Raw genomic sequence first — 20,065 nt, 5'->3', positions numbered from 1 at the left:
CAGGGACCGCGATGGTCGCGGTCCGGCGTGCCCGATGGCCATACTAGAGCATGAGCTTGCGCATCATCATCGCAGACGATCACCCGGTAGTCCGCATCGGTACCCGCGCCGTCATCGAGTCCAGTGGCGTGGGCCGCGTGGTCGGCGAGGCCGACAGCGCGCAGGCGCTGATGACCCTGCTCGCCAACCAGCCCTGCGACCTGCTGGTCACCGACTACTCCATGCCGGGCAGCCCGCAGGCCGATGGCTTCGCCATGATCGGCATGATCCGGCGCCGCCACCCGGACCTGCCGGTGCTGATGCTCAGCGTTTCCAGCAACCTGGCGATCCTGCGCATGGTGCTCGACAGTGGGGTGCTCGGCCTGGTCGACAAGAGTTCGTCGATGGACGAGCTGCCGCAGGCGATCCAGGCGGTCTACCGCGGCCAGCCCTACATCAGCCGCAGCCTGCGCGAGCGGGTGGAGGCAGCCGGCAGCTGGCGCATGCGCGAGGGCGACGGCAAGCCGCTGTCCCCGCGCGAGGTGGAGGTGCTGCGCCTGCTCGGCACCGGCATGACAGTGAAGGAGATCTCGCTGCTGCTGCACAAGAGCGTCAGCACCATCAGCCGGCAGAAGGGCGATGCGATGCTCAAGCTGGGGTTGAAGGGCGATGCCGAATTGTTCGACTACCTGCGTGACGGGAAAATCTGAGACGCGATTCACATAATCGCCCCGGCAACAATGCGAGGTCGAAGGAATCGACCGGCGCATGTCCGGCCGCCAGCCGCGTCGCCGTGGACGCGGGCCGCCAGCGGGCAGGGCCTGGCGCTCGGCAGCGATGCGGTGCAGGGCGCGCCTGACGTGCTGCAGCCGCAGCAGGAGACCCCGCGGGAGCCGGCGCGGCAGGCCCAGAGGCGATGGGCGTCTGACATGCCAACGCCTTGGCAGAGAAGGGAGGGGCCACCTCCGCGTGGCCTTTTCCCTTTCTGCCAGCTGAGCGGCCGAGGCCGCTTTCAGCCTTGCTTCATGCCACCTGCCGCTAGATGAATGCGCAAGCCGCACGGTGGCCCAGGCAATGTTCCGGCAATGTTGGAACGCCAGCGTGGACATCACGGCAGCCGGGGCGCCCCGCGCCCTCCCTGCCCAGCGTGGCATGCACCTCACAGGAGAACGAATCATGCTCAGTACTTCCACACTCAGCTTCCGTGGTCTGGCGATGGCGCTGGCACTGGTGGCCGGTGTCGCCGTGGTCAGCGATGCCAGCGCGATGTCGAGGAAGGACAAGCGCACCCTGGTCGGCGCCGTGGTCGGTGGCGTGGCCGGCAACCTGCTCTCCAACGGTGATCCTGCCGCCACCGTCGGTGGTGCCGTGGCCGGCGGCGCGATCGGCAATCTGACCACCTCCGACCGCCGCGACCGTCGTTATTACGACAATCGCTACTACGACAACCGCTACGACCGCCGCTACGATCGTGGCTACTACCGCAGCGGTTACTACGACCGCGGCGACGACCGCCGCTGGCAGCGCGAGCGCTACTACGACAACCGCTACTACCACGACCGCGGCCGCCATCGCGGCTGGTAAGCAGCGCGGCATCCTCCACGCCGCTGCATGGACGGGCGGGTCGGTGACCCGCCCGTTTGCGTTGTCCGCGCTCATGGCGTTGAATGCGCAGCCTTGGATGTGACTTTCCCCTCTCGGGCTGCGGCATGACGTCTCCCTCCCACCGCGTGCAGGGCCTCAACAACGACGAGGTGGCTGCCGACTGGCCACCGATCAGCGCGGCGGACATCGCGTGGCTGCGCCAGCGCTACCCACAGCTGGACAGCGGCAGCCATGCGCGCTGGCACAGCCCGCGGCCGCTGTCGGCTGCCGCCATTGTCAGCGGCGCGAACGGGGCGGTGTTCGTCAAGCGCCATCACCACAGCGTGCGCAGCGCGACGTGCCTGGAAGAAGAACACCGTTTCATCGCCCATCTCGCTGCGGCGGGCGTACCGGTGGTGCAGGTGCTGCCAGCGGCCGATGGCCGCACCGCCGTCGAGCACGGCGAGTGGACCTTTGAACTGCACGCCGTCGGCGTGGGCGATGACCTGTACCGCGACGCGGTGTCGTGGTCGCTGCTGACCGATGTCGCCCAGGCCCGCGAAGCCGGGCGCGCACTCGCACAGCTGCACCGTGCCGCCGCCAGCTACCATGCGCCCCAGCGCAGCACCCATGTGCTGGTCGCGCGCGATGATCTGATCCGCGCCGACGATCCGATCGCGGCGATCAAGGCAGGACTGCATGAGCGTCCCGGGCTGGCCCGCTATCTCGCGCGCATTCCCTGGGAGGCGCAGCTGCAGCGCGACGTACTGCCGTGGCACGCCGGGCTGGCCGAGCGCCTGCGCGCCCAGCCACGGCTCTGGGCGCATAACGACTGGCATGTCTCCAACCTGCTGTGGCGCGACGGGCAGGTCAGCACCGTGCTGGATTTCGGCCTGGCTTCGCCCACCAGCGCACTGTTCGACCTCGCCACCGCGATCGAGCGCAACGCGGTGGCGTGGCTGGAACTGGAACGCGGCAGCGAGGCCGTGCGCCTCGACATCGCGCTGGCGCTGCTCGAGGGCTATCGCCAGGTACTGCCGCTGTCGGCGGCACGCGTGCACCTGCTGGCCGACCTGCTGCCCATGGTCCATTTCGACTTCGCACTGTCCGAAGTGGAGTACTTCGAGGGCATCACCGGCTCGACCGCGAATGCCGACGTGGCTTGGCAGCCTTTCATGCTGGGCCATCCGGCGTGGTTCCATACCGCCCCGGGGCAGGCACTGCTGCAGGCCCTGCACGCCGCCGCGTGATCCGGTTGGGACACCGTTGGGGTCAGATCCCTTTCGTGCGGAAAGGGATCTGACCCCGCAGCCTGAAGGACGCCGGCTCGCAAATCCGTACCATTTGTAGTGAAATGGTCACCTGAAGCGGGGGTGCCTGGATCTGCCAGGCTGAGAGAGTCCCTTGGAACCTGATCCGGTTTGCACCGGCGTAGGGAGCTTTGAGCCGCAGCCACACCCCCATCATGGGCCGGTGCACCTGCGCGCCGTCGCTTCGTCTCCCTTGTTGTCCGAAGACGAATCGAATGAACCACTGCCTGCGCCCCACCCTGCTCTCCCTCGCCCTCTGCGCCGCGCTGCCGCTGCATGCCAGCGAGGCCGAGTCCACCACCGATGCGGCTGCCGCTGGTGCCGAACGCTCGCCGACCGAACTGGCGGCGGTGCGCGTGCAGGCGGGCAAAGCGAAGGCCGATACCTCGCGCGTGAATGCCTTCGGCGGCGGTTCGTGGAAGGACACGCCGGCGTCGGTGAACGTGCTCGAGCGCGATTACCTCGACCGCCGCCAGGTGCGCTCGCTGTCCGAGCTGGCCAGCAACGATGCCTCGCTGGGTGATGCCTACGCGCCGGTGGGCTACTACCAGAACATCGCCATCCGCGGCTTCGCACTGGACGCGGCCACCGGCTACCGCTTCAACGGGCTGTCCATCGCCGGCGAACAACGCCTGGCGCTGGAGAACGTGCAGTCGGTGGAGATCCTCAAGGGTGAAGCCGGGCTGGCGGCAGGCGTGATGGCGCCGGGCGGAATCATCAACTACATCGGCAAGCGCCCGGCCGAGGTGCGCACCGCCACGCTCGGCACCGATTCGGAAGGATCGCGCTACGCCGCTGTCGACGTCGGTCACTGGATCACCCCGCGCTTCGGCCTGCGCCTGAATGCCGCGTGGGATTCCAGCAATTCCTATGTCGAGCACGCCGATGGCCGCCGCAACTTCTACGCGCTGGCCGCCGACTGGCTGATCGGCGAACGCGGCAAGCTGGAGGTGGATGCGAACTACCAGACCAGCGCGCAGCGTTCGGTGTCCGGCTACCAGCTGCTGGGCGCGCGCGACCTGCCGCGCGGTGTCGACCGCGAACACCTGCTGGGTTACCAGCCGTGGCAGCGCCCGGTGGACATCGCCAGCACCAACATCACCGCCCTGCACACCTACGATTTCAATGACGCCTGGCAGTCGCGCGTCTCGGTCGGCCACAGCCGCTCGGTGATCGATGACAACGTCGCCTTCGCCTACGGCTGCTACTACGCCACGCAGTGCGCCGATGGCAGCGTGCCGGGCAATTACTTCGCGCCGAACGGCGACTATGACGTCTACGACTACCGCAGCCCGGACGACACCCGCCGCAACCAGCAGGCCCGTGCCGAGCTGCGCGGGCGCTTCCAGACCGGTAGCGTCGGCCACCAGCTGACCGTCGGTGCCGACTACTTCCGCCGCACCGTGGACAGGCGCCCGAGCGTCAACGAGTACGTCGGCACCACCAACATCCACGATGCGCCGGTGCCGGTATTCGAGCCGTCGCCGAAGATGCCGGGCCCGTCCGCACGACGCCTGGACAGCCGCCAGACCGCGTTCTTCGCGCTGGACCGGATCAGCTTCGGTGATGACTGGCAGTGGTTGGCCGGCGGTCGCTTCGTGCGCCTGGACGAGCGTGCCTACGACAAGCGTGGTACGCCGCAGCGGCACAGCCGCCTGTCGCGTTTCCTGCCGCAGACCGCAGTGGTTTGGAAGGCCACCGACCAGCTCAATGCCTATGCCAGCTACGTGCGCGGCATTTCTCTGGGCCAGGAAGCGCCGTTCTGGACCAGCAATGCCGACACCTTCCTGCCGTCGGTGCAGTCGCGGCAGCTGGAAGTGGGCGTGAAGTACGTGCCGGTCGAGGCGCTGACGCTGGGCGCGGCCGTGTTCCGCATTTCGCAGCCGTACCAGTACGCCAAGCCGGACAGCAGCGACGTCGGCTACACCTTCGTCGAGGAAGGCACGCAAACCCACACTGGCCTGGAGCTGACCGCCAACGGGCAGCTGACCGATGCACTGCAGATCGTGGCCAGCGCCAGCGTGCTGCAGGCGCGCGCGCGCGACACCGGCACGCCGGCCTATGAAGGCCATCAGCTGGTGAACGTGCCGAAGCTGCGCGCCAGCGTGCACCTGGCCTACGCGCTGCCGTTCGTGCAGGGCCTGGATGTCACCGGCGGCTGGCGCTATGCCGGTGCCAACGTGGCGCGTGCCGACGGCGGCGTGCGCGCACCGGACTACTCGGTATTCGATGCGGGCCTGCGCTTCCAGCATCGCCTGCACGAGCGTGCGGTGACCTGGAACCTGTCGGTGGACAACGTGTTCAACCGCTTCTACTGGCGTGATACCGGCAGCAGCGGCGGTGACTACTACCTGTTCCCCGGCGCACCGCGACAGGCCCGCCTGTCGGTGACGTTCGCGTTGTGAGCAGCGTGATGCTCGAGTGGAGCGCCGCGCTGTGCAGCATCTTCGGCGTCTGGCTGATGGCCCGCCGCCGGTTGTCGGCGTGGCCGGTGGGCCTGCTGTCGGTGGCGCTGTATGGCCTGGTGTTCGCCGAGGCCAAGCTGTACTCGGACACGCTGCTGCAGGTCGCCTTTGGTGGCTTCCTGGTCTACGGCTGGCTGAACTGGCGCCAGCACGCGGCCGACGAGGGCAGCATCCGCATCGTGCCGCTGGCGCGTAGCACGCTGCTGCGCGACCTCGCCATCGGCCTGTGTGGTGGCGTGGCGCTGGGCGCGGCCATGCACACCTTCACCGATGCCGCGCTGCCCTGGCTGGATGCGATGCTGACCGCGCTGAGCCTGGTCGGCCAGTGGTGGCAGGCGCGCCGCCACGTGGCCTGCTGGTGGGTGTGGATCGCGGTGGACGTGGTCTACGTCGGCGCGTACCTGTTCAAGTCGCTGCACGTGACCGCCGCGCTGTATGTGTTCTTCCTCGGCCTGGCCGTGTTCGGCCTGCGCGCGTGGAGCGCGGCCGCGCGCGAGCCACAGGTGGCAACGCAGTAGAGCCACGCCATGCGTGGCTGTTGCGGGCAATCGGCGCGCCATCCACGCATGGCGTGGATCTACGGGCTCAGTGCCAAACCCAGGCGCAGCGGCTGGCGCATGTCGGCCGGTGGGGCCGCCTGCAACGGCGCAGCCTGCAGCGTCGCGCGCAGGTCGGCATCGACCTGGGCATCACCCAGGCTGTCGAATTCCAGTTTCGAAATGCGGCCGTCCGCGGCGATCCACAGGCTTACCGGCAGTGGCATCGGCGTGTCCGGGTGTGCCTGCAGCCATTCCAGTACACGCTGCGCCTGCGGATCGTGCTCCTGCTGCAGGCGCTGCTGCAGCTGGCCTCCCACGGAGGCGGCGTAGGCCATCCAGTGCGCAGGGGCTTCTTGCGCGGACACCGCCGAACTGCCCAGTGCCAGCGCGGCGAACAATGCTGCCAGCCGCTTCCACCCGCGGCGTGCGCCGCTCCTGTTTCCGGTCATGGTCATCGCCCGCCTCCTGCACTCCCATCCAGCACGACATGGTCAGCGCGGTAGATGACAGGCAGATGGCGGCACAGTAGAGCCACGCCATGCGTGGCTGCTGCGGGCAACGTGTGCACCATCCACGCATGGCGTGGATCTACTGGAACAGAGCGGCCAGTAGCATGCGCAAGGACGAGAGGCGCGATCACTCGCCCAGGTCGGCCAGCACCTTGCGCGAGGGCGCGAAGAAGGTCACGCCGGTGGTGGCGGTGGAGAAGTCGAGGATGCGGTCGTGCAGCGGCGCGGGATTGCCGATGAACATGCGCTCGAGCATCTTCTCGATCACCCACAGGCGGCGGGTGTAGCCGATGAAGTAGGTGCCGTACTCGCCGCGGCCCGGGTTGGCGAACGGCATGTTGTCGCGCAGGATCTCGTGCTCGCCGTCGGCATCCTCGATGGTGCACAGCGTCTTGTGCGACTTCTGCGCATCGGCCGGCGCGTCGTCCAGCTCGATGTTGTCGTGCTTGGTGCGGCCGATGATCGCCTCCTGCGCCTCGGTCTTCTGCGCGCGCCAGGCATCGAGGTTGTGCAGGTACTTCTGCACCACCACGTAGCTGCCGCCTGCGTGGTCCGGATCCTCGTCACCTACGATCGTGGCTTCCGGCAGCGACAGCCCTTCCGGGTTGGCGGTGCCGTCGACGAAATCGAGCAGGTCGCGGCCATCGAAATAGCGGAACCCGGCCACGTCATCGACCGCTTCAACGGCATCGCCGAAGGCCATCAGCAGGTTGCGCTCGAACGCCACGATCAGGTCCATGGTGCGCGCCCGGATGTGGTACAGCAGGTCACCGGGCGTGGACACGGCGGTGTGGGTGGCGCCCTTGATCTCGCGGAACGGCTTCAGCTCGCGCGGCGGCGTGGAGCCCACCAGCGGCTGCCACACGCGGTGGCCGATGGCCACGTTGCAGGTGAAGGTACGCTCGATCTCGCGGATTGCGGTGTTCTTGATCAGGTCATCGGTGCTCGCCAGCACCTCGCGTGCCCTGGCGATCGACGCCTCGTCATCCTTCACCTTCAACACCAGGAACGCCGCCGAATGGGTCAGTGGCGCGGTGATCTGCTGCGGCTCGTTGTCGAGCGTGTGGTTGAGGGCGGTGATCGGTGCGGGCTGGGAGTTCACGGTGGTTCCTGCGGGCTTGAGGCGGGCGCATCGCGCGTGGCGATGTGCGGGCGATCATAGCGGAACCGCCAGACCGGGGACGGAGCGGTTCTCAGTTCGCGGTCGATGCCGCTTGTGCTTGAGAGAGCGCCATGACGCTGCAGACTACGTAGCGTTGTGGATCGGTCCAGGCGAGGCGCAGATACGGGCCTTCGAGCAAGCCATGGTCGCAGAGCCAGCCAAATACCTCGACCGGACTCCATTCGCGACCGGCCGCGAACGCTACACCAAGATCACGCAGGGCAGCGAACAAACGAGCTTTGCTGATGTCGTCGCCCACTTCAGCACGCAAGGTGGGGGCCTGCCCCTGGAAGCCGAGGGCATGCAGCGCCGCAAGCACGCCAGCGTCCAGAACCGCTACCTGCACGGTGCTGCCGTCGGCCTGCTGCACATATGCGGAAATGGGGATCTGCATGCGGGAACTCTGCCTGGCTCGGTCCTAGTATGCCCGCTCCACGACGGGCATAGGCAGGATCAATCCATATCACTCCAGACCGCCAGCTCGTAGCCGTCCAGATCGCGGAAGTGGAAGCGGCGGCCGCCGGGGAAGGCGAACACGGCCTGCACCACCTCACCACCGGCGGCAACCACGCGCCGCTCTGCATCGGCCAGGTCCGCGCAGTAAAGGATCACCAGCGGTCCCCCATGGGCACGCACCTGCGCGTCGGCCACGAAGCCACCTTTCAGGCGGCCGTCGTCGAACTCGGTATAGGCCACGCCGTAGTCGGTGAACTGCCAGCCGAACACCTCGCCATAGAAGCGCTTGCTGCGGGCGATGTCAGCGACGTTGAATTCAATGTTGTCGATGCGGCGTTCGGCATCGTGGGTAGCAGCATGGCTCATGGCATGGCTCCGTTGAGGGAGCCCCAGCGTCGCTCAGTGCAGCCGGCGGGTCTTGAACAAAACGGCCATCATTGCCCCCACTCCAGGCGCAGCTCGCTGGCGGTCATGCCAGCCAGCTCGCGCGCCTCGCGGCTGAGATGGGCCTGGTCGGCATAGCCGGCATCAGCGGCCAGCATCGCCAACGAATGCTGTGGCAGCGCGCGACTCTGGCGAAGGAAACGTTGCAGCCGCAGGATCCGCTCCAGTGTCTTGGCGCCGTAGCCGAACTGCGACTGGCTGAAGCGGCGCAGGCTGCGCGGGCTCAGGCTCAAGTGCGCCGCCAGCGTATCCAGCGTGGCGTCACCCGCGACGAGCGCCCGGAACAGGACATGTGCACGCTGCGCCGAAATATCGAGCGCGGACGCACCCATATGCTGCTGCAGGCAGTGCGCCATCCGCTGCAGGCGCAGTGCTGGCGCGGTGTCGCCGATGGAGGCCGCCGCCTTGTTCACCCACGTGCCCTTCAGATCAGCCAGTGGCACGGCCTGGCCGATGATCCCGGCCAAAGGCAGGCCCAGCGCGGCCAATGCCTGGCCGGGACGGAAGCGTGCGCCCAGCACCTGTGCACCGGGTGCCAGCGCCGGGTGCGCGGCCACGCGGTCCGGGCCGACCACGAACAACGCACCGTCGCGCCAGAGGATATCCACGCAGCCATCGGGCAATACGGTGATGTGCCCATCGGCATCGGCAGGAAGCTGGCTCTGCCAAAGCTGGCCGAAGTGGCCACGCAGCGAGCCAGGTGGCAGATGCTCCTGATAGGCCGTGCCGGTACCTGCGAGAGAGGGGGAATCGCCCATGCGACATTGTGGCGCCCCGGAGCCCATAAAAGTGAAGCCCGGCGCGAGGCCGGGCTTCGGTTGGCGTGTGGGAGAGAGAGAGAGTCACACGCCAGCACAACACGCACTAACGACAGGCGTTTGTTACCAGGTGAAGCGCGGGCCCACGAACCACTCGCGGTCGCCGGCCTTGGCCAGCTTCACTTCGCCACTCAGGCCCCAGTTCTCGTTGAACTTGGCGGTGGCGCCGACGCGGCCGTAGAACTCGCCGTCCGGGTTGATGCCGTGCTTCTTGGTGTAGTCCTCGTAGCCGGCCATCACGTAGCCTTCCACGTACGGGTTGAACGCGGTGCGCACGCCGACTTCGGTCGAGTAGCCGTTGAAGTCCAGGCCGTGCTTCATGTCGAACTTCTGGTACGCGACGCGGGCGACCAGGTCGGTGTTCGGTGCGATGCCGTAGTTGTAGCCGGCACCGATGCGCCACTGGTCGACGTCATTCTTGAACGTGTCGGTCTCCTGCGCGCTGTAGTCGCCGAAGATGTGGAAGTTCGGGTGCACCGCCACCGAACCCTTCACCTTCCAGCCATCGGCGTCGCCGCCCTTGGCATCGGTGTTCACGTAGCCGCCATCAACGTAGTTGTACGACAGGCCGTCGGTTGCCGATGCAGCGAACGGCAGGGCAGCCAGAAGACCCAGGGCGAGCAGCGAATTCTTGTTCATCGGGACACACCTTTCATTATTTTGGTTTCGTCGGCCGCCTCCCGGGAGGGGGAGAGAGAAGAGGCGGTCGACAGGTGTGAATTATCCGTTAGGGGGGCCAATCGACCCTGAATATTGAACTGACTGGTGTATAAATAAGGCTGCCGTTCAGGGAACTCGCCATGCAGCGCGTAGCCACGTGCCCATAGTTGGGCACTTGAACGCCAACTATGGGAACACATCGGCGTCCCAACTATGGGAACACTCTCGGGCACCGACTAGGGGTACGCCCCGAGTAGCCTGGGCGAGCGGCACTGAGACCAAGAAGATCTAGGCGTGAATAGCCCTGAGGCTCACTCAGACCTTCCGCTCAGATCGCCGGCAAGGCCGCCGACGCGCAGCGAGCCAGCAGGCCCACCCGACAAAGAAGACGGCAAAAGAAGCGATAAACAAGCCGACGATCAGGATATCTCGATCAATTGCGTTCATGTCCTCGCCACCGTTTGAGGTGATTTTCTTGACTATCTGATGATATCGAAATTGGTTTGGCTCTGCGAACGACCTCAAGCACATCGGCCCATTGCTTTTGAGAGATGGCGGCGATGCAGACGAATCCGTCAACCAAATCAATCAATGTGCTGCCCTCAACACTGCGCAGCATGCAAGGATCTCTCTTCGTCTGCCCGATAGAGCGCCGCCAACTAGAATCTGGCAATCGTGGTGGAACATTGGACACAATTCTAGCCAGCTACCCCTGCTGCGCAGTTGTCCTACTCCGTCAGACTGAAGGGAGCGCATCTTCTCTCCAGCTCCTAGGTCACTCCAATTCCATTCCGCCTCCTGCTACGGTAGCGGGTACGGAGAATTCGCCGAACGAAATCGGCTGAGCATTGACTTCGTCGCAAATGGAAATGAAAAATTTCTAGGGGGGATACATGCATATAAAGAAGATCACGCTACATCGCTTTAAGCAGTTTCGGGACACAGAGATAGAGATTGATCAAGGCCTTTCGCTTGTTGTTGGAGGAAACAACTCCGGCAAGTCCTCGATTCTGCAAGCTCTCGCTATCTGGCAGTTCTGCAAGACTATGCTAGAGATCGAGAAAGGGCGATCCAGCTGGCTGCAAACCAAGAACAAAACTGGCCTGGGCATGGGTATTGCGGATTTCACGCCGATGCAAATTCCATCGCTCAGCCATCTCTGGACCAATCTGAAGACTAGCAAGGACGACGAGCCCGACGGCTATACACTGAAGATTGGCGTCTATTGGGACCTGCCCGACAAACAGGAGCGGCACTTGGAGATAGGTCTGTCACAGGCCAATGATCGTCTCTTTGTGCGAACCACTTCAACGAATCTGGTAGCTGCTGAGATCGTCAACGCAAAGGGCGAGCCGATCGATGGCAACGTCCCGCGAGTGGGATATCTACCGCCATTCGCTGGCATCACTGATCGTGAAGGCAGACTGACTCCTGCCATGAGAGAACGTCTGATAGGCCAAGGCCTATCGGGTGGAGTCATTCGCAACGTCCTATTCGATCTGCACGAACACAACAGGAGGGAACGTGAACGCCTGCGTGGAAACAGCAGAAAGTTGAAGGATTCCTCGCTGAAATGGCTGCGCTCGAACGACCCTTGGGAGATCCTGCTACGCACGATGCAGTCCATCTTTGCCACTGATTTGAGGGTCGTTCCTTTCAACGAGAGATTTCACAGCTACCTTCGTGTAGAGAGCGCCAAGGGTGAACTGAAGGGTGACACATTCAAGCGACACCCCAAATACACTCCAAGAGACCTTATGGTGGAGGGAAGTGGCTTCCTCCAATGGCTGAGCGTGTACGCCCTCGCACTCTCACCCGATGTCGACGTCGTTCTTCTCGATGAGCCGGATGCACATCTGAACGCGACCCTGCAGAGGGAGCTGCTTATGTCCCTCGGGCACGTTGCAAGCCTCCGCAACAAGCAAGTACTGATGGCCACACACTCTCCTGAACTGATTCGCTTTTACGATCATGGGAAAATTCTGGCTGTCGCAGAAAGAAAGGCAAAGTACCTCCAAGAGGAAGTGGGCAAAGTCAAGGTTCTTGGCGGGATTGGGACGATCCAGACCCCTACCCTGCACTCCTTGATGGAGCACAGACGTATGCTGATCTTGGAAGCCGAGAGCGATTGGCGCTTCCTCCAGCTAATCGCTAAACAAGCAAACTTTGCGTGGCCCAAGAACGTTGTCCCTTGGTACTGGACGGGATCTGCCGGCGAGAGGCAGCAACTCTACCTCCAGCTGTTGGCGGAGATTCCTGGTCTTCGGGCAATCAGCATTCGGGATCGCGACGATGAGCCACATGCGACGGTCGGTAATGATCTTATCGACAAGTCTTTCACTTCCAAACAACCCCATTTCAAAGCCATGAAATGGCGGCGTAGGCACATTGAGAACCATCTCCTCTGCACGAGCGCCATAGCTCGCGCAGCTGGATCACCTCAAGGCGATGTAACCGCCTTCTTCGCCGAGCACGCTCTTGTTATCCCTGCTGATCCAACAGCTAGCGATATCGCACTACCAATCCGTGATGCGCATGGGAAAGAAATATTCATAAGCGGAAACTCCGTTCTTAAAAAATTCCGCGTAAGCAGAGAAGACGTCGCCAGGAATCTAACCTATGGAGAGGTACCCCAAGATATGCATACCTTCTTTGCCGAATTGAGTCAGCTTGCACAGCCCTGAATCCACGCGTCAGCTCAACGTATGCATATAGGTTAGAAGGGGAAGGATGGTCCGGCCCCTCACAATCCGGACCATCCTTTGCAGCCTACTACTTCTTCTTGGCTGCAGACTGCGCCTGAGCGTCGCACCTGTCCTTCAGCGCCTTGGTCTGAGGATCGGCAAGATCCACCTTGAACTTCGTCCGGTCAGCCAGCTGTTCACACGTAGCAGGCTTTGCCTTAGGCGCCTCCTTCACTTCCGACTCGGCATGAAGCGCCGGATCATGTGCGAAGGCCGATGCGGACGCTGCAATGGAAGCGAAAAGGACGCTGATGAGGGCAAAACGATTCTTCATGTTGCTTCTCCTAGGTTGATTTCGGCGTTATGCCGGGTGTCACGGCTGGTAGAGGTCGGCTTGGTAGCCGGTAATTTGCACCTCGATGATCACGGGGGTGCTGCCGCGGTTCTGCCAGTACCACCCATGGGTACCTTCAAAGGGAGCAATGAACGTTCCCTCAGCCTGACGCTGGGCGCCTTCAACGGCGTAGCTGGTCCAGGGGCCCTTCACGTCGGGACGCTCGCCGTGCATGTCCACGGCAACATCAGACGTGGCCTTCCAGCTGAAAACCATCCCAGCGCCCTGAGCCATATGGGCCTTCACCTCCTGGCCCTTACCAGGGGCAAGCTCGATCGTCAGTGAGTCCTGCCGTAAAGGAGTGCTGGCGAGAGAGACAGCGGCGGGTTCGAAGGTCTGCTTGCCATTGCTCCCGAAGGCAACCTTGGCCTTCTCGAACAGCGCCGAGACGGCTTCGGCGCTGCCAGCAGATGCCGGAACTGGGGGAGCTACGGCCTCTACCTGGTCAGTGGAGGCTAGGGCGTCCAGACCCAGAACCTTGCCTACGCCCGTAGGGTCGATTCCGTACTCCGCGGGAAGCACGGTGGTGAGCAGAATCACCCCTGCAACGGCAGCGGCCAGGGCGGTGGATTTCAGCAGCTTGCGAGTGCTGGGCAGCTGATTGGAAAGCGTGATGGACATGAGTACCTCTGTAGATTCAGGAAACGAAGTAGCCGGTGAGCTGCATGCCAACAAGCACGAAGCCGGCGCACATAAGGGCGGTGTTGATGCTGTACGCCTGTCGATGGAATGACGGCAAGCGGCGCCAGAAGCCCATCACGATCAAGATGCCTGCGAGCGCGAGCAGCTGTCCGATCTCGACCCCCACGTTGAAGGCGAGCATGTTTGGGACAAGCCCGTCAGGTGAGAGCGAGAAATCCTGCAGCTTTGTCGCTAGACCAAAGCCATGGAAGAAGCCAAAGATCAGCACGGCGGCTTTGGTGTTGGGCTGTACCCCAAACCAGCGCTTGAACGCGCCCATGTTGTCCAGCGCCTTGTAGACAACCGACAGGCCAATGATTGCGTCGACCAGGTACGCATTCACATGCAATCCGCCCAGGACACCTAGCAACAAGGTGGTGCTGTGGCCGATCGCGAACAACGTCACGTAGATGCTGACATCACGCATCCGGTACAAGAAGAAGATCACCCCGAACAGAAACAGGAGGTGGTCGTATCCAGTCACCATGTGCTTGGCGCCGAGGTACGTGAACGCGATGAGCTGCAGGCCGGTACTGTCTTCCAGGAAGGCCTGGTCGCCTTCACTGACGCCATGCGCCCAAGCAACGCAAGGCAGAAGGATGGCTGCAAGCAGGTAGAGCCACGCTTGGGTTCGTTTGGAAATGGTCAACTGCATGTTCCTGGGAGGGGTTGAGATGGACGGGTTCACGCTGCGTCCTCCTTCCGCTCATCCCCTTCGCGGTGGATGAGGCGATAGAGCGCCGGCAACACCAGCAAGGTCAGCAGCGTGGAGGAGATGATTCCGCCGATAACGACCGTCGCCAGCGGGCGCTGAACTTCCGCGCCAGCCCCAACGTTTAGGGCCATTGGCAGGAAGCCCAGGCTGGCAACCAGGGCCGTCATCAGCACGGGGCGCAGCCGGGTCAGTGCACCTTCGGTTACCGCTTGGTGCAGGGGAGTGCCCTGTTCCCTAAGGCTCTTGATGAAGCTGATCATGACCAGGCCGTTGAGCACGGCGACGCCCGACAGCGCGATGAACCCCACGCCTGCAGAAATGGACAGGGGTATGTCACGCATCCACAGAGCCACCACGCCACCGGTCAACGCAAGTGGAACGCCGCTGAACACGATGGCAGCATCCTTGCCCGAGCCGAACGCCATGAAGAGCAAGCCGAAGATCATCACCAGGACGACCGGCACGACCACGGACAGCCGCTTGCTGGCAGAGATGAGCTGCTCGAAGGTACCGCCATACTCAATCCAGTAGCCTTCCGGCAACTGCACCTCCTGACCAACCTTCTCTCGCAGCTCCTCTACGAACGAACCAAGGTCGCGACCACGTACATTGCTGGTGATGACGACGCGACGCTTGCCGTTCTCGCGACTGACCTGGTTTGGGCCTGGCGCAACTTCAACTTTAGCCAGCTGCCCCAGCGGAACGAACGCTCTCTGTTCGCCGGAACTGGCCCCGAGGGCGACGGCTACCGGTAGCGATGCGAGCGTCCGGGTGTCCTGACGCAGGTTCTCGGGCAGACGAACGACGATGTCGAAGCGACGATCACCCTCAAAGACCTGACCGACCGCCTCACCGCCCAGCGCAACAGAGATGGTCTTCTGGACCTCGTCGATCGAAACGCCATAGCGGGCCAAAGCATCCAGGTCAGGCGTGATGGTCATAAGAGGCAGACCACTGATCTGCTCTAACTTCACGTCTGCGGCGCCTGGGATGGAACCTGCGGCGTCCTCGATCTGGCTGCCGATCTGCGCCAGCTGATCCAGGTCGTCACCGTACAACTTCACCGCCACCTCGGCGCGTACACCGGCAATCAGCTCGTTCATGCGCATCTGCACGGGCTGGGTGAACTCGTAGTTGTTGCCGGGAATTGCTCGGACAGCCTTCTCCAGCTCAGCAATGAGCTGCGCCTTTGGCTTGCGGGGATCAGGCCATTGGTCGCGATCCTTGAGCATGATGAAGGTGTCTGCGACCGACGGTGGCATGGGGTCGGTCGCTACCTCTGCTGTGCCGATCTTTGCGACAACCTCATCGACCTCGGGGAACTTCTTGATGGTCGCTTCAAGCTGGCGCTGCATGCCGATGGCTTGCGTCAGACTAGTGCCGGGAATGCGCAGCGCGTGAAGCGCAATATCACCTTCGTCCAGATTCGGAATGAACTCAGTGCCCATGCGACTGGCCAGAAGACCCGCCAGTACGGTGAGAACGGCTGCACCACCCACAACCAGTTTGCGAGCACTGACTGCCCGTTCCAGCATCGGGCCATACAGCTTGGTCACGCCCCGCATAGCCTTGGTTTCCTTCTCCGAGACCTTGCCCGTGACAAACTGAGCAACCGCAGCGGGAACGAACGTGAGGGACAATGCCATCGCACCAGTCAGCGCGATAACGACGGTCAGGGCCATCGGGTGGAACATCTTTCCTTCCACGCCGGAGAGCGCAAAGATCGGGATGTAGACGGCGGCAATGATGAACAAGCCGAACAAGCTGGGCTTGATCACCTCGGCACTGGCGCTGGCGGCCAAAGCAAAGCGCTCATCCCGGGTCAACAGACGCCCCAGGGCGTGCTGACGCTCGCCGAAGCGGCGCAGACAGTTCTCAACAATGATGACCGCGCCGTCGACGATCAGACCGAAGTCCAGCGCACCCAAGCTCATCAGATTTGCTGAGACACGGTTCTGGACCATGCCGGAGATGGTCAGCAGCATGGTCAAAGGAATGACCGCGGCCGTGATCAGTGCGGCGCGAAGATTTCCGAGCAGAAGGAACAGCACCGCAATGACCAGCAGGGCACCTTCCAGCAGGTTCTTCTTGACGGTTTCAATGGTGCGGTCGACCAGCTCCGTACGGTCATAGACCGCATGCGCGCGGACACCTTCTGGAAGCGTCTCGTCGATCTCCTTCAGCTTGGCAGCGGTTCGCTGAGCGACTTCGCGGCTGTTCTCACCAATGAGCATGAATGCAGTACCAAGTACCACTTCCTTGCCATCTTTGGTCGCTGCCCCCGTTCGAAGTTCGGTGCCCTCGTGAACGTCTGCGAGGTCACCGACGCGAAGCGGCAGCCCCTCGCGATTGGCGACCACGATCTTGCGCAGGCCGTCCATGTCCGCCACTTGGCCAGGAACGCGTACAAGGTACTGTTCACCACTCTTTTCAATGTAGCCGGCACCCACGTTCGCATTGCTGCGCGCCACGGCCTCCATCACATCCTGCATGGTCAGCTCGTACGCCTGAAGCTTGCGCGGGTCAGGCGTGATGTGGAACTGCCGCACATAGCCACCGACGGTGTTGACCTCTGTCACACCTTTCAGATGTCGCATCTGGGGGCGTACCACCCAATCCTGGAGGGTACGAAGCGCCATCGGCGTCCAGGTCTCTTCAGCACCCTTCTCGGCTTCCACGGTGTACATGAAGATCTCACCGAGACCGGTGGCGACCGGGCCCAGCGTTGGCTTCAGCCCAGTTGGGAGCTGGGATGCGGCTTGCTGCAAGCGCTCGGCCACCTGCTGCCGCGCGAAGTAGATGTCGGTACCGTCTTCGAATACAACGGTGACCTGGGAGAGACCATAACGCGAGATGGACCGCGTGTACTCCAGCTTGGCCAAGCCGGCCAAGGCTGTCTCGACGGGGAACGTTACCCGCTGCTCTGCCTCCAGTGGAGAGTAGCCTGGTGCTTCGGTGTTGATCTGGACCTGGACATTGGTGATGTCAGGGACGGCGTCGATTGGCAGCTTGCTGTAGTTCCAGATGCCCAAGCCTGACAGCGCCAGGACCAGAAGCAGCACAAGCCATCTATGCGCGATGGACGCGCGAATGATTCGCTCTAGCATGATGGATCCTTAGTGGTCGTGGCTGGCGCCAGACTTCTCGATGTCTGCACGGATCAGATAGCTCTGCTCGGCGACGTACCGCGTTCCGGGCTTCAGTCCGCCAAGAACCTCTGCCCACTCGCCATCACGCTTTCCAAGCTCAAGCATGCGCACCTCATAGGTATCGCCCACCTGCGCAAATACGACGGTAAAGTCGCGAAATCGCTGGAGCCCTGACTCTTTGACGGCCAGTGGAACAGGTGTCTCGGCAATGATGACCTCGGCCGAGACAGCCATTCCTGGACGCCACTTGCCGTCACCATTGGGGATACTCACGCGCGCAACCACGCTTTGGCCGCTGCTTGCCAGCGGAAGCAGGCTTTGGAGCCTACCTTCAGTCTCCAAGGCACCCGTGGCGGAACGGATCCGCACTGCTTGACCTGGAGCGAGACGCTCGGCGTCAGTGCCCAGAGCTCGTAGATCGACCCAGACCTCTGACAGATCGGCAACGTCGAACAGTGTGTTGTCGCCGGCCACATCACCAACACTGGTGTTGCGCGCAAGAACGATGCCGCTGAAGGGAGCAATCACCGCGTAGGTGCGCATGCTGTCATTGCCTTCAACCGTCGCCAGCGTCTGCCCTGCCGAAACGCGTTGGCCCATCTCGACCGACACGCTGCGGACAATACCTGGGAATCGTGCTTTGACGGCGGCCTGGCGGCCAGTGTTGACCGCGATGTTTCCCATCAGCGTGACCGTATCGCGGATAGTGCCAGCGGTAGCCTCTTCCACCACCACACCCGCATCCTTGGCAGCGCTTGGCTCGATGGTGGTACGGCCTTCATAGGACTGATAGGACCAGGTGTGTGTCTTTCCTCCTACCACTGCGTCTGCCTTCACGTCGAAAGAATGAGGTTCCACGACCTCGCCGTTCCCTACGAGATAGTCGTTTTCGGCGGTGAAAGTGAAATCATTGACCTCACCGTCGAGGCGCTTCAACTGCATTGTTGCCTTCACCTCATTCGGTGAGATCGGCTTGTCATTTCGATAGGCGTAGAGGCGGAACTGAGGAGGCGTGTTGGTTTCATAGACGGTGACTTCAAGTGCGAAATCACCATCGCGGAGCATGCGACCGCGGTTGGGGCCGCGCTCGTAGTCGCCGGCCGCGGCGGCGGATTCTGCGGCTTCTTTCTCAACCGGCTTTTCACCGCCACAGGCGGCCAGTGCCAGCGGAAGCAACATAAGAAGGGCGTAACGATTCATGGGCGGATATCCTGGGCGGAGGCGGTGAGGCGATCTGCCTCGACCAGCAATCGGAGATAGAGTGCGGCGGACTCGACTTCGCGCTCACGAAGGTCGAACAGCGTCTTCTGCGCCTGGCTCAATGCGAGATAGGAGAATCGACCCTCCTCGAAGCCACGACGGCTCTGATTCATCGCCTGCTCCGCCTTGGGGAGCTGCCGCTCACGAACGGAGGTGACCTCCAACTGCGCTTGGCGCAGCTGTTGATAGACTCCGAACAGCTCCTGGTTGAGCTCCAACATTTGTGCTTCACGGCGTGACTTGAGCGCACTCAGTTCGTAGTCGACTTCGGATACCAAGTAGGCTGATCGACGCCGGGTTCCCAAGGGAACCGAGATCGACATGACCAAGCCACTGTCCTTCGTTGCTTCAAGACGGCGAAGTCCAAATCCAACACTCACGTCAGGCTTCGCGCTGGAAACGGCGACATCGCGGCGCGCGGCAAGAACTCTGGACTGGGCATCGAAGGCACGTTGCTGTGGCGCGTTCTGAAGGCGTTCGGACAGCGTCTGGTAGTCATCCAGCGGAGGGAGGATGTTTGTATCGCCGGCGACGGTGTCGAAGTCAGCGGTGAAAGAGCCCCAGGAAGACGCAAGCGCCATGCGCGAGGCCTCCAACCGCTGGACTGCTTGATCACGCTTGAGCTCTGCATCGGCCAGGGCAATTTCAGCGGCCCTCAGGTCTGAATCCGGGTTCCGTGCCGCAGAGACCCAGCGGGCCACCTCTCGCTGAAGCGCGCGGGCCATACGAATCCGCTCTTCCGCATGCTCGACATGCTCCTGCGCCGCAAGCACGTCGATGAATCGACCAGCGGTGCGTGTGGCGATGGCCACCCGGGTCACATCAGCCTCTCGCAGGGCTGCATCCACCTCGGCGCCGCCAAGCGCTTGGCGGGCCGCCCGCTTGCCACCCAGTTCCAGAATCTTGGATACCCGGAACGTTGCCTCGGCAGCGTCCATACCTCGCACGCTGCCACTACCGGCCACGTTCTCCAGTTCTCCGCCGAGCACCAACGGGGCTGCTAAGCCCTCTCGCGCCGCACGGTTCTTTGTCGCCTCTATTTGTGCGGCATCTGCCTGCACGCTTGGGTGAGTGCCCAGAGCGCGGGCGACCGCATCCTCCAGGCGCAGCACTTCGGCGGCGTAGCCAGGAACGGCCACACCGCAGGCGCCGGCAACAGCCAGCGCCCACACACTACGGAATTTCACGGAAGCCTCCGGAAAGAAAGTCAGAACGACGCGCCGCCTTCCGCTACACGGGAGGCGCGCTCAGGCTGC

The 20,065-nt window shown here is 63.1% G+C and carries 19 protein-coding genes and 1 riboswitch; of the genes, 6 read left to right on the top strand and 13 right to left on the bottom strand.

Annotation, left to right across the window (positions count from 1 at the left end; genetic code table 11):
- Positions 1-50 precede the first annotated feature (50 nt).
- The 5 genes from NSQ78_RS00915 (at position 51) to pnuC (ending at position 5,856) form a co-directional block, all read left to right on the top strand.
- A complete protein-coding gene (locus NSQ78_RS00915) occupies positions 51-689 on the top strand; it encodes a response regulator transcription factor (RefSeq protein WP_049439268.1) in 639 nt (212 codons plus the stop codon).
- Between the two features lie 466 nt (positions 690-1,155).
- Entirely contained in the window at positions 1,156-1,563 is a 408-nt protein-coding gene (locus NSQ78_RS00910) for a glycine zipper 2TM domain-containing protein (protein ID WP_049416597.1), read from the top strand.
- A gap of 125 nt (positions 1,564-1,688) precedes the next feature.
- Positions 1,689-2,813, top strand: coding sequence for a phosphotransferase (locus tag NSQ78_RS00905; RefSeq protein ID WP_064237409.1), 1,125 nt, complete (start codon positions 1,689-1,691; stop codon positions 2,811-2,813).
- 109 nt (positions 2,814-2,922) lie between these two features.
- Positions 2,923-3,018, top strand: a riboswitch (TPP riboswitch).
- A gap of 70 nt (positions 3,019-3,088) precedes the next feature.
- Positions 3,089-5,278: a TonB-dependent siderophore receptor gene (locus tag NSQ78_RS00900; protein WP_064237408.1), complete on the top strand. Its 2,190-nt coding sequence runs from the start codon at positions 3,089-3,091 to the stop codon at positions 5,276-5,278.
- An 8-nt stretch (positions 5,279-5,286) separates the two neighbouring features.
- Positions 5,287-5,856: a nicotinamide riboside transporter PnuC gene (gene pnuC, locus NSQ78_RS00895; protein ID WP_064239587.1), complete on the top strand. Its 570-nt coding sequence runs from the start codon at positions 5,287-5,289 to the stop codon at positions 5,854-5,856.
- Between the two features lie 59 nt (positions 5,857-5,915).
- On the opposite strand, the gene NSQ78_RS00890 is transcribed toward pnuC, so the two are convergent.
- The 7 genes from NSQ78_RS00890 to NSQ78_RS00860 all read right to left on the bottom strand — a co-directional run bounded on the left by NSQ78_RS00890 (position 5,916) and on the right by NSQ78_RS00860 (position 10,545).
- Positions 5,916-6,332 (bottom strand): hypothetical protein, encoded by a 417-nt coding sequence (locus NSQ78_RS00890; RefSeq protein ID WP_064237407.1) that lies wholly within the window; start codon positions 6,330-6,332, stop codon positions 5,916-5,918.
- 181 nt (positions 6,333-6,513) lie between these two features.
- Positions 6,514-7,488 (bottom strand): Dyp-type peroxidase, encoded by a 975-nt coding sequence (locus NSQ78_RS00885; RefSeq protein WP_049465993.1) that lies wholly within the window; start codon positions 7,486-7,488, stop codon positions 6,514-6,516.
- Between the two features lie 91 nt (positions 7,489-7,579).
- Positions 7,580-7,942 (bottom strand): hypothetical protein, encoded by a 363-nt coding sequence (locus tag NSQ78_RS00880; protein ID WP_064237406.1) that lies wholly within the window; start codon positions 7,940-7,942, stop codon positions 7,580-7,582.
- 59 nt (positions 7,943-8,001) lie between these two features.
- Positions 8,002-8,370, bottom strand: coding sequence for a VOC family protein (locus NSQ78_RS00875; protein ID WP_064237405.1), 369 nt, complete (start codon positions 8,368-8,370; stop codon positions 8,002-8,004).
- 68 nt (positions 8,371-8,438) lie between these two features.
- Positions 8,439-9,206 (bottom strand): helix-turn-helix domain-containing protein, encoded by a 768-nt coding sequence (locus tag NSQ78_RS00870; protein ID WP_064237404.1) that lies wholly within the window; start codon positions 9,204-9,206, stop codon positions 8,439-8,441.
- A gap of 123 nt (positions 9,207-9,329) precedes the next feature.
- On the bottom strand, positions 9,330-9,905 hold the full coding sequence (locus NSQ78_RS00865) for an Ax21 family protein (protein WP_064237403.1): 576 nt from the start codon (positions 9,903-9,905) through the stop codon (positions 9,330-9,332).
- Positions 9,906-10,359: 454 nt separating this feature from the next.
- Positions 10,360-10,545, bottom strand: a complete 186-nt coding sequence (locus tag NSQ78_RS00860) for a hypothetical protein (protein WP_130768359.1) — start codon at positions 10,543-10,545, stop codon at positions 10,360-10,362.
- Between the two features lie 274 nt (positions 10,546-10,819).
- On the opposite strand from NSQ78_RS00860, the gene NSQ78_RS00855 reads away from it, so the two are divergent.
- Positions 10,820-12,610 (top strand): ATP-binding protein, encoded by a 1,791-nt coding sequence (locus tag NSQ78_RS00855; protein ID WP_014645525.1) that lies wholly within the window; start codon positions 10,820-10,822, stop codon positions 12,608-12,610.
- Between the two features lie 88 nt (positions 12,611-12,698).
- On the opposite strand, the gene NSQ78_RS00850 is transcribed toward NSQ78_RS00855, so the two are convergent.
- From NSQ78_RS00850 to NSQ78_RS00825, 6 genes are read right to left on the bottom strand one after another with little or no spacing between them, the layout of a single operon-like run.
- The gene (locus NSQ78_RS00850) at positions 12,699-12,944 is read right to left on the bottom strand and encodes a hypothetical protein (protein ID WP_008267212.1); all 246 of its coding nucleotides are present in this window, start codon (positions 12,942-12,944) and stop codon (positions 12,699-12,701) included.
- 39 nt (positions 12,945-12,983) lie between these two features.
- Positions 12,984-13,625 carry a hypothetical protein gene (locus NSQ78_RS00845; RefSeq protein WP_033835097.1) on the bottom strand — a complete coding sequence of 214 codons (642 nt, stop codon included), beginning with the start codon at positions 13,623-13,625 and terminating at the stop codon, positions 12,984-12,986.
- Between the two features lie 16 nt (positions 13,626-13,641).
- Positions 13,642-14,340 carry a HupE/UreJ family protein gene (locus NSQ78_RS00840; RefSeq protein ID WP_008264906.1) on the bottom strand — a complete coding sequence of 233 codons (699 nt, stop codon included), beginning with the start codon at positions 14,338-14,340 and terminating at the stop codon, positions 13,642-13,644.
- A gap of 29 nt (positions 14,341-14,369) precedes the next feature.
- Complete coding sequence (locus NSQ78_RS00835; RefSeq protein ID WP_014645523.1) at positions 14,370-17,507, bottom strand: CusA/CzcA family heavy metal efflux RND transporter; 3,138 nt, start codon at positions 17,505-17,507, stop codon at positions 14,370-14,372.
- Between the two features lie 9 nt (positions 17,508-17,516).
- The gene (locus NSQ78_RS00830) at positions 17,517-18,749 is read right to left on the bottom strand and encodes an efflux RND transporter periplasmic adaptor subunit (RefSeq protein ID WP_014645522.1); all 1,233 of its coding nucleotides are present in this window, start codon (positions 18,747-18,749) and stop codon (positions 17,517-17,519) included.
- Entirely contained in the window at positions 18,746-19,996 is a 1,251-nt protein-coding gene (locus NSQ78_RS00825) for a TolC family protein (protein ID WP_014645521.1), read from the bottom strand. The genes NSQ78_RS00830 and NSQ78_RS00825 overlap by 4 nt, the downstream gene beginning before the upstream one ends.
- Positions 19,997-20,065: the final 69 nt, after the last annotated feature.

It is taken from the genome of Stenotrophomonas sp. FSL W7-1447, from assembly GCF_037966425.1.
GTDB lineage: Bacteria > Pseudomonadota > Gammaproteobacteria > Xanthomonadales > Xanthomonadaceae > Stenotrophomonas > Stenotrophomonas pavanii.
The sequence above is the reverse complement of the archived record's forward strand: the minus strand, read 5'-3'. Positions and strand labels throughout refer to the sequence as shown.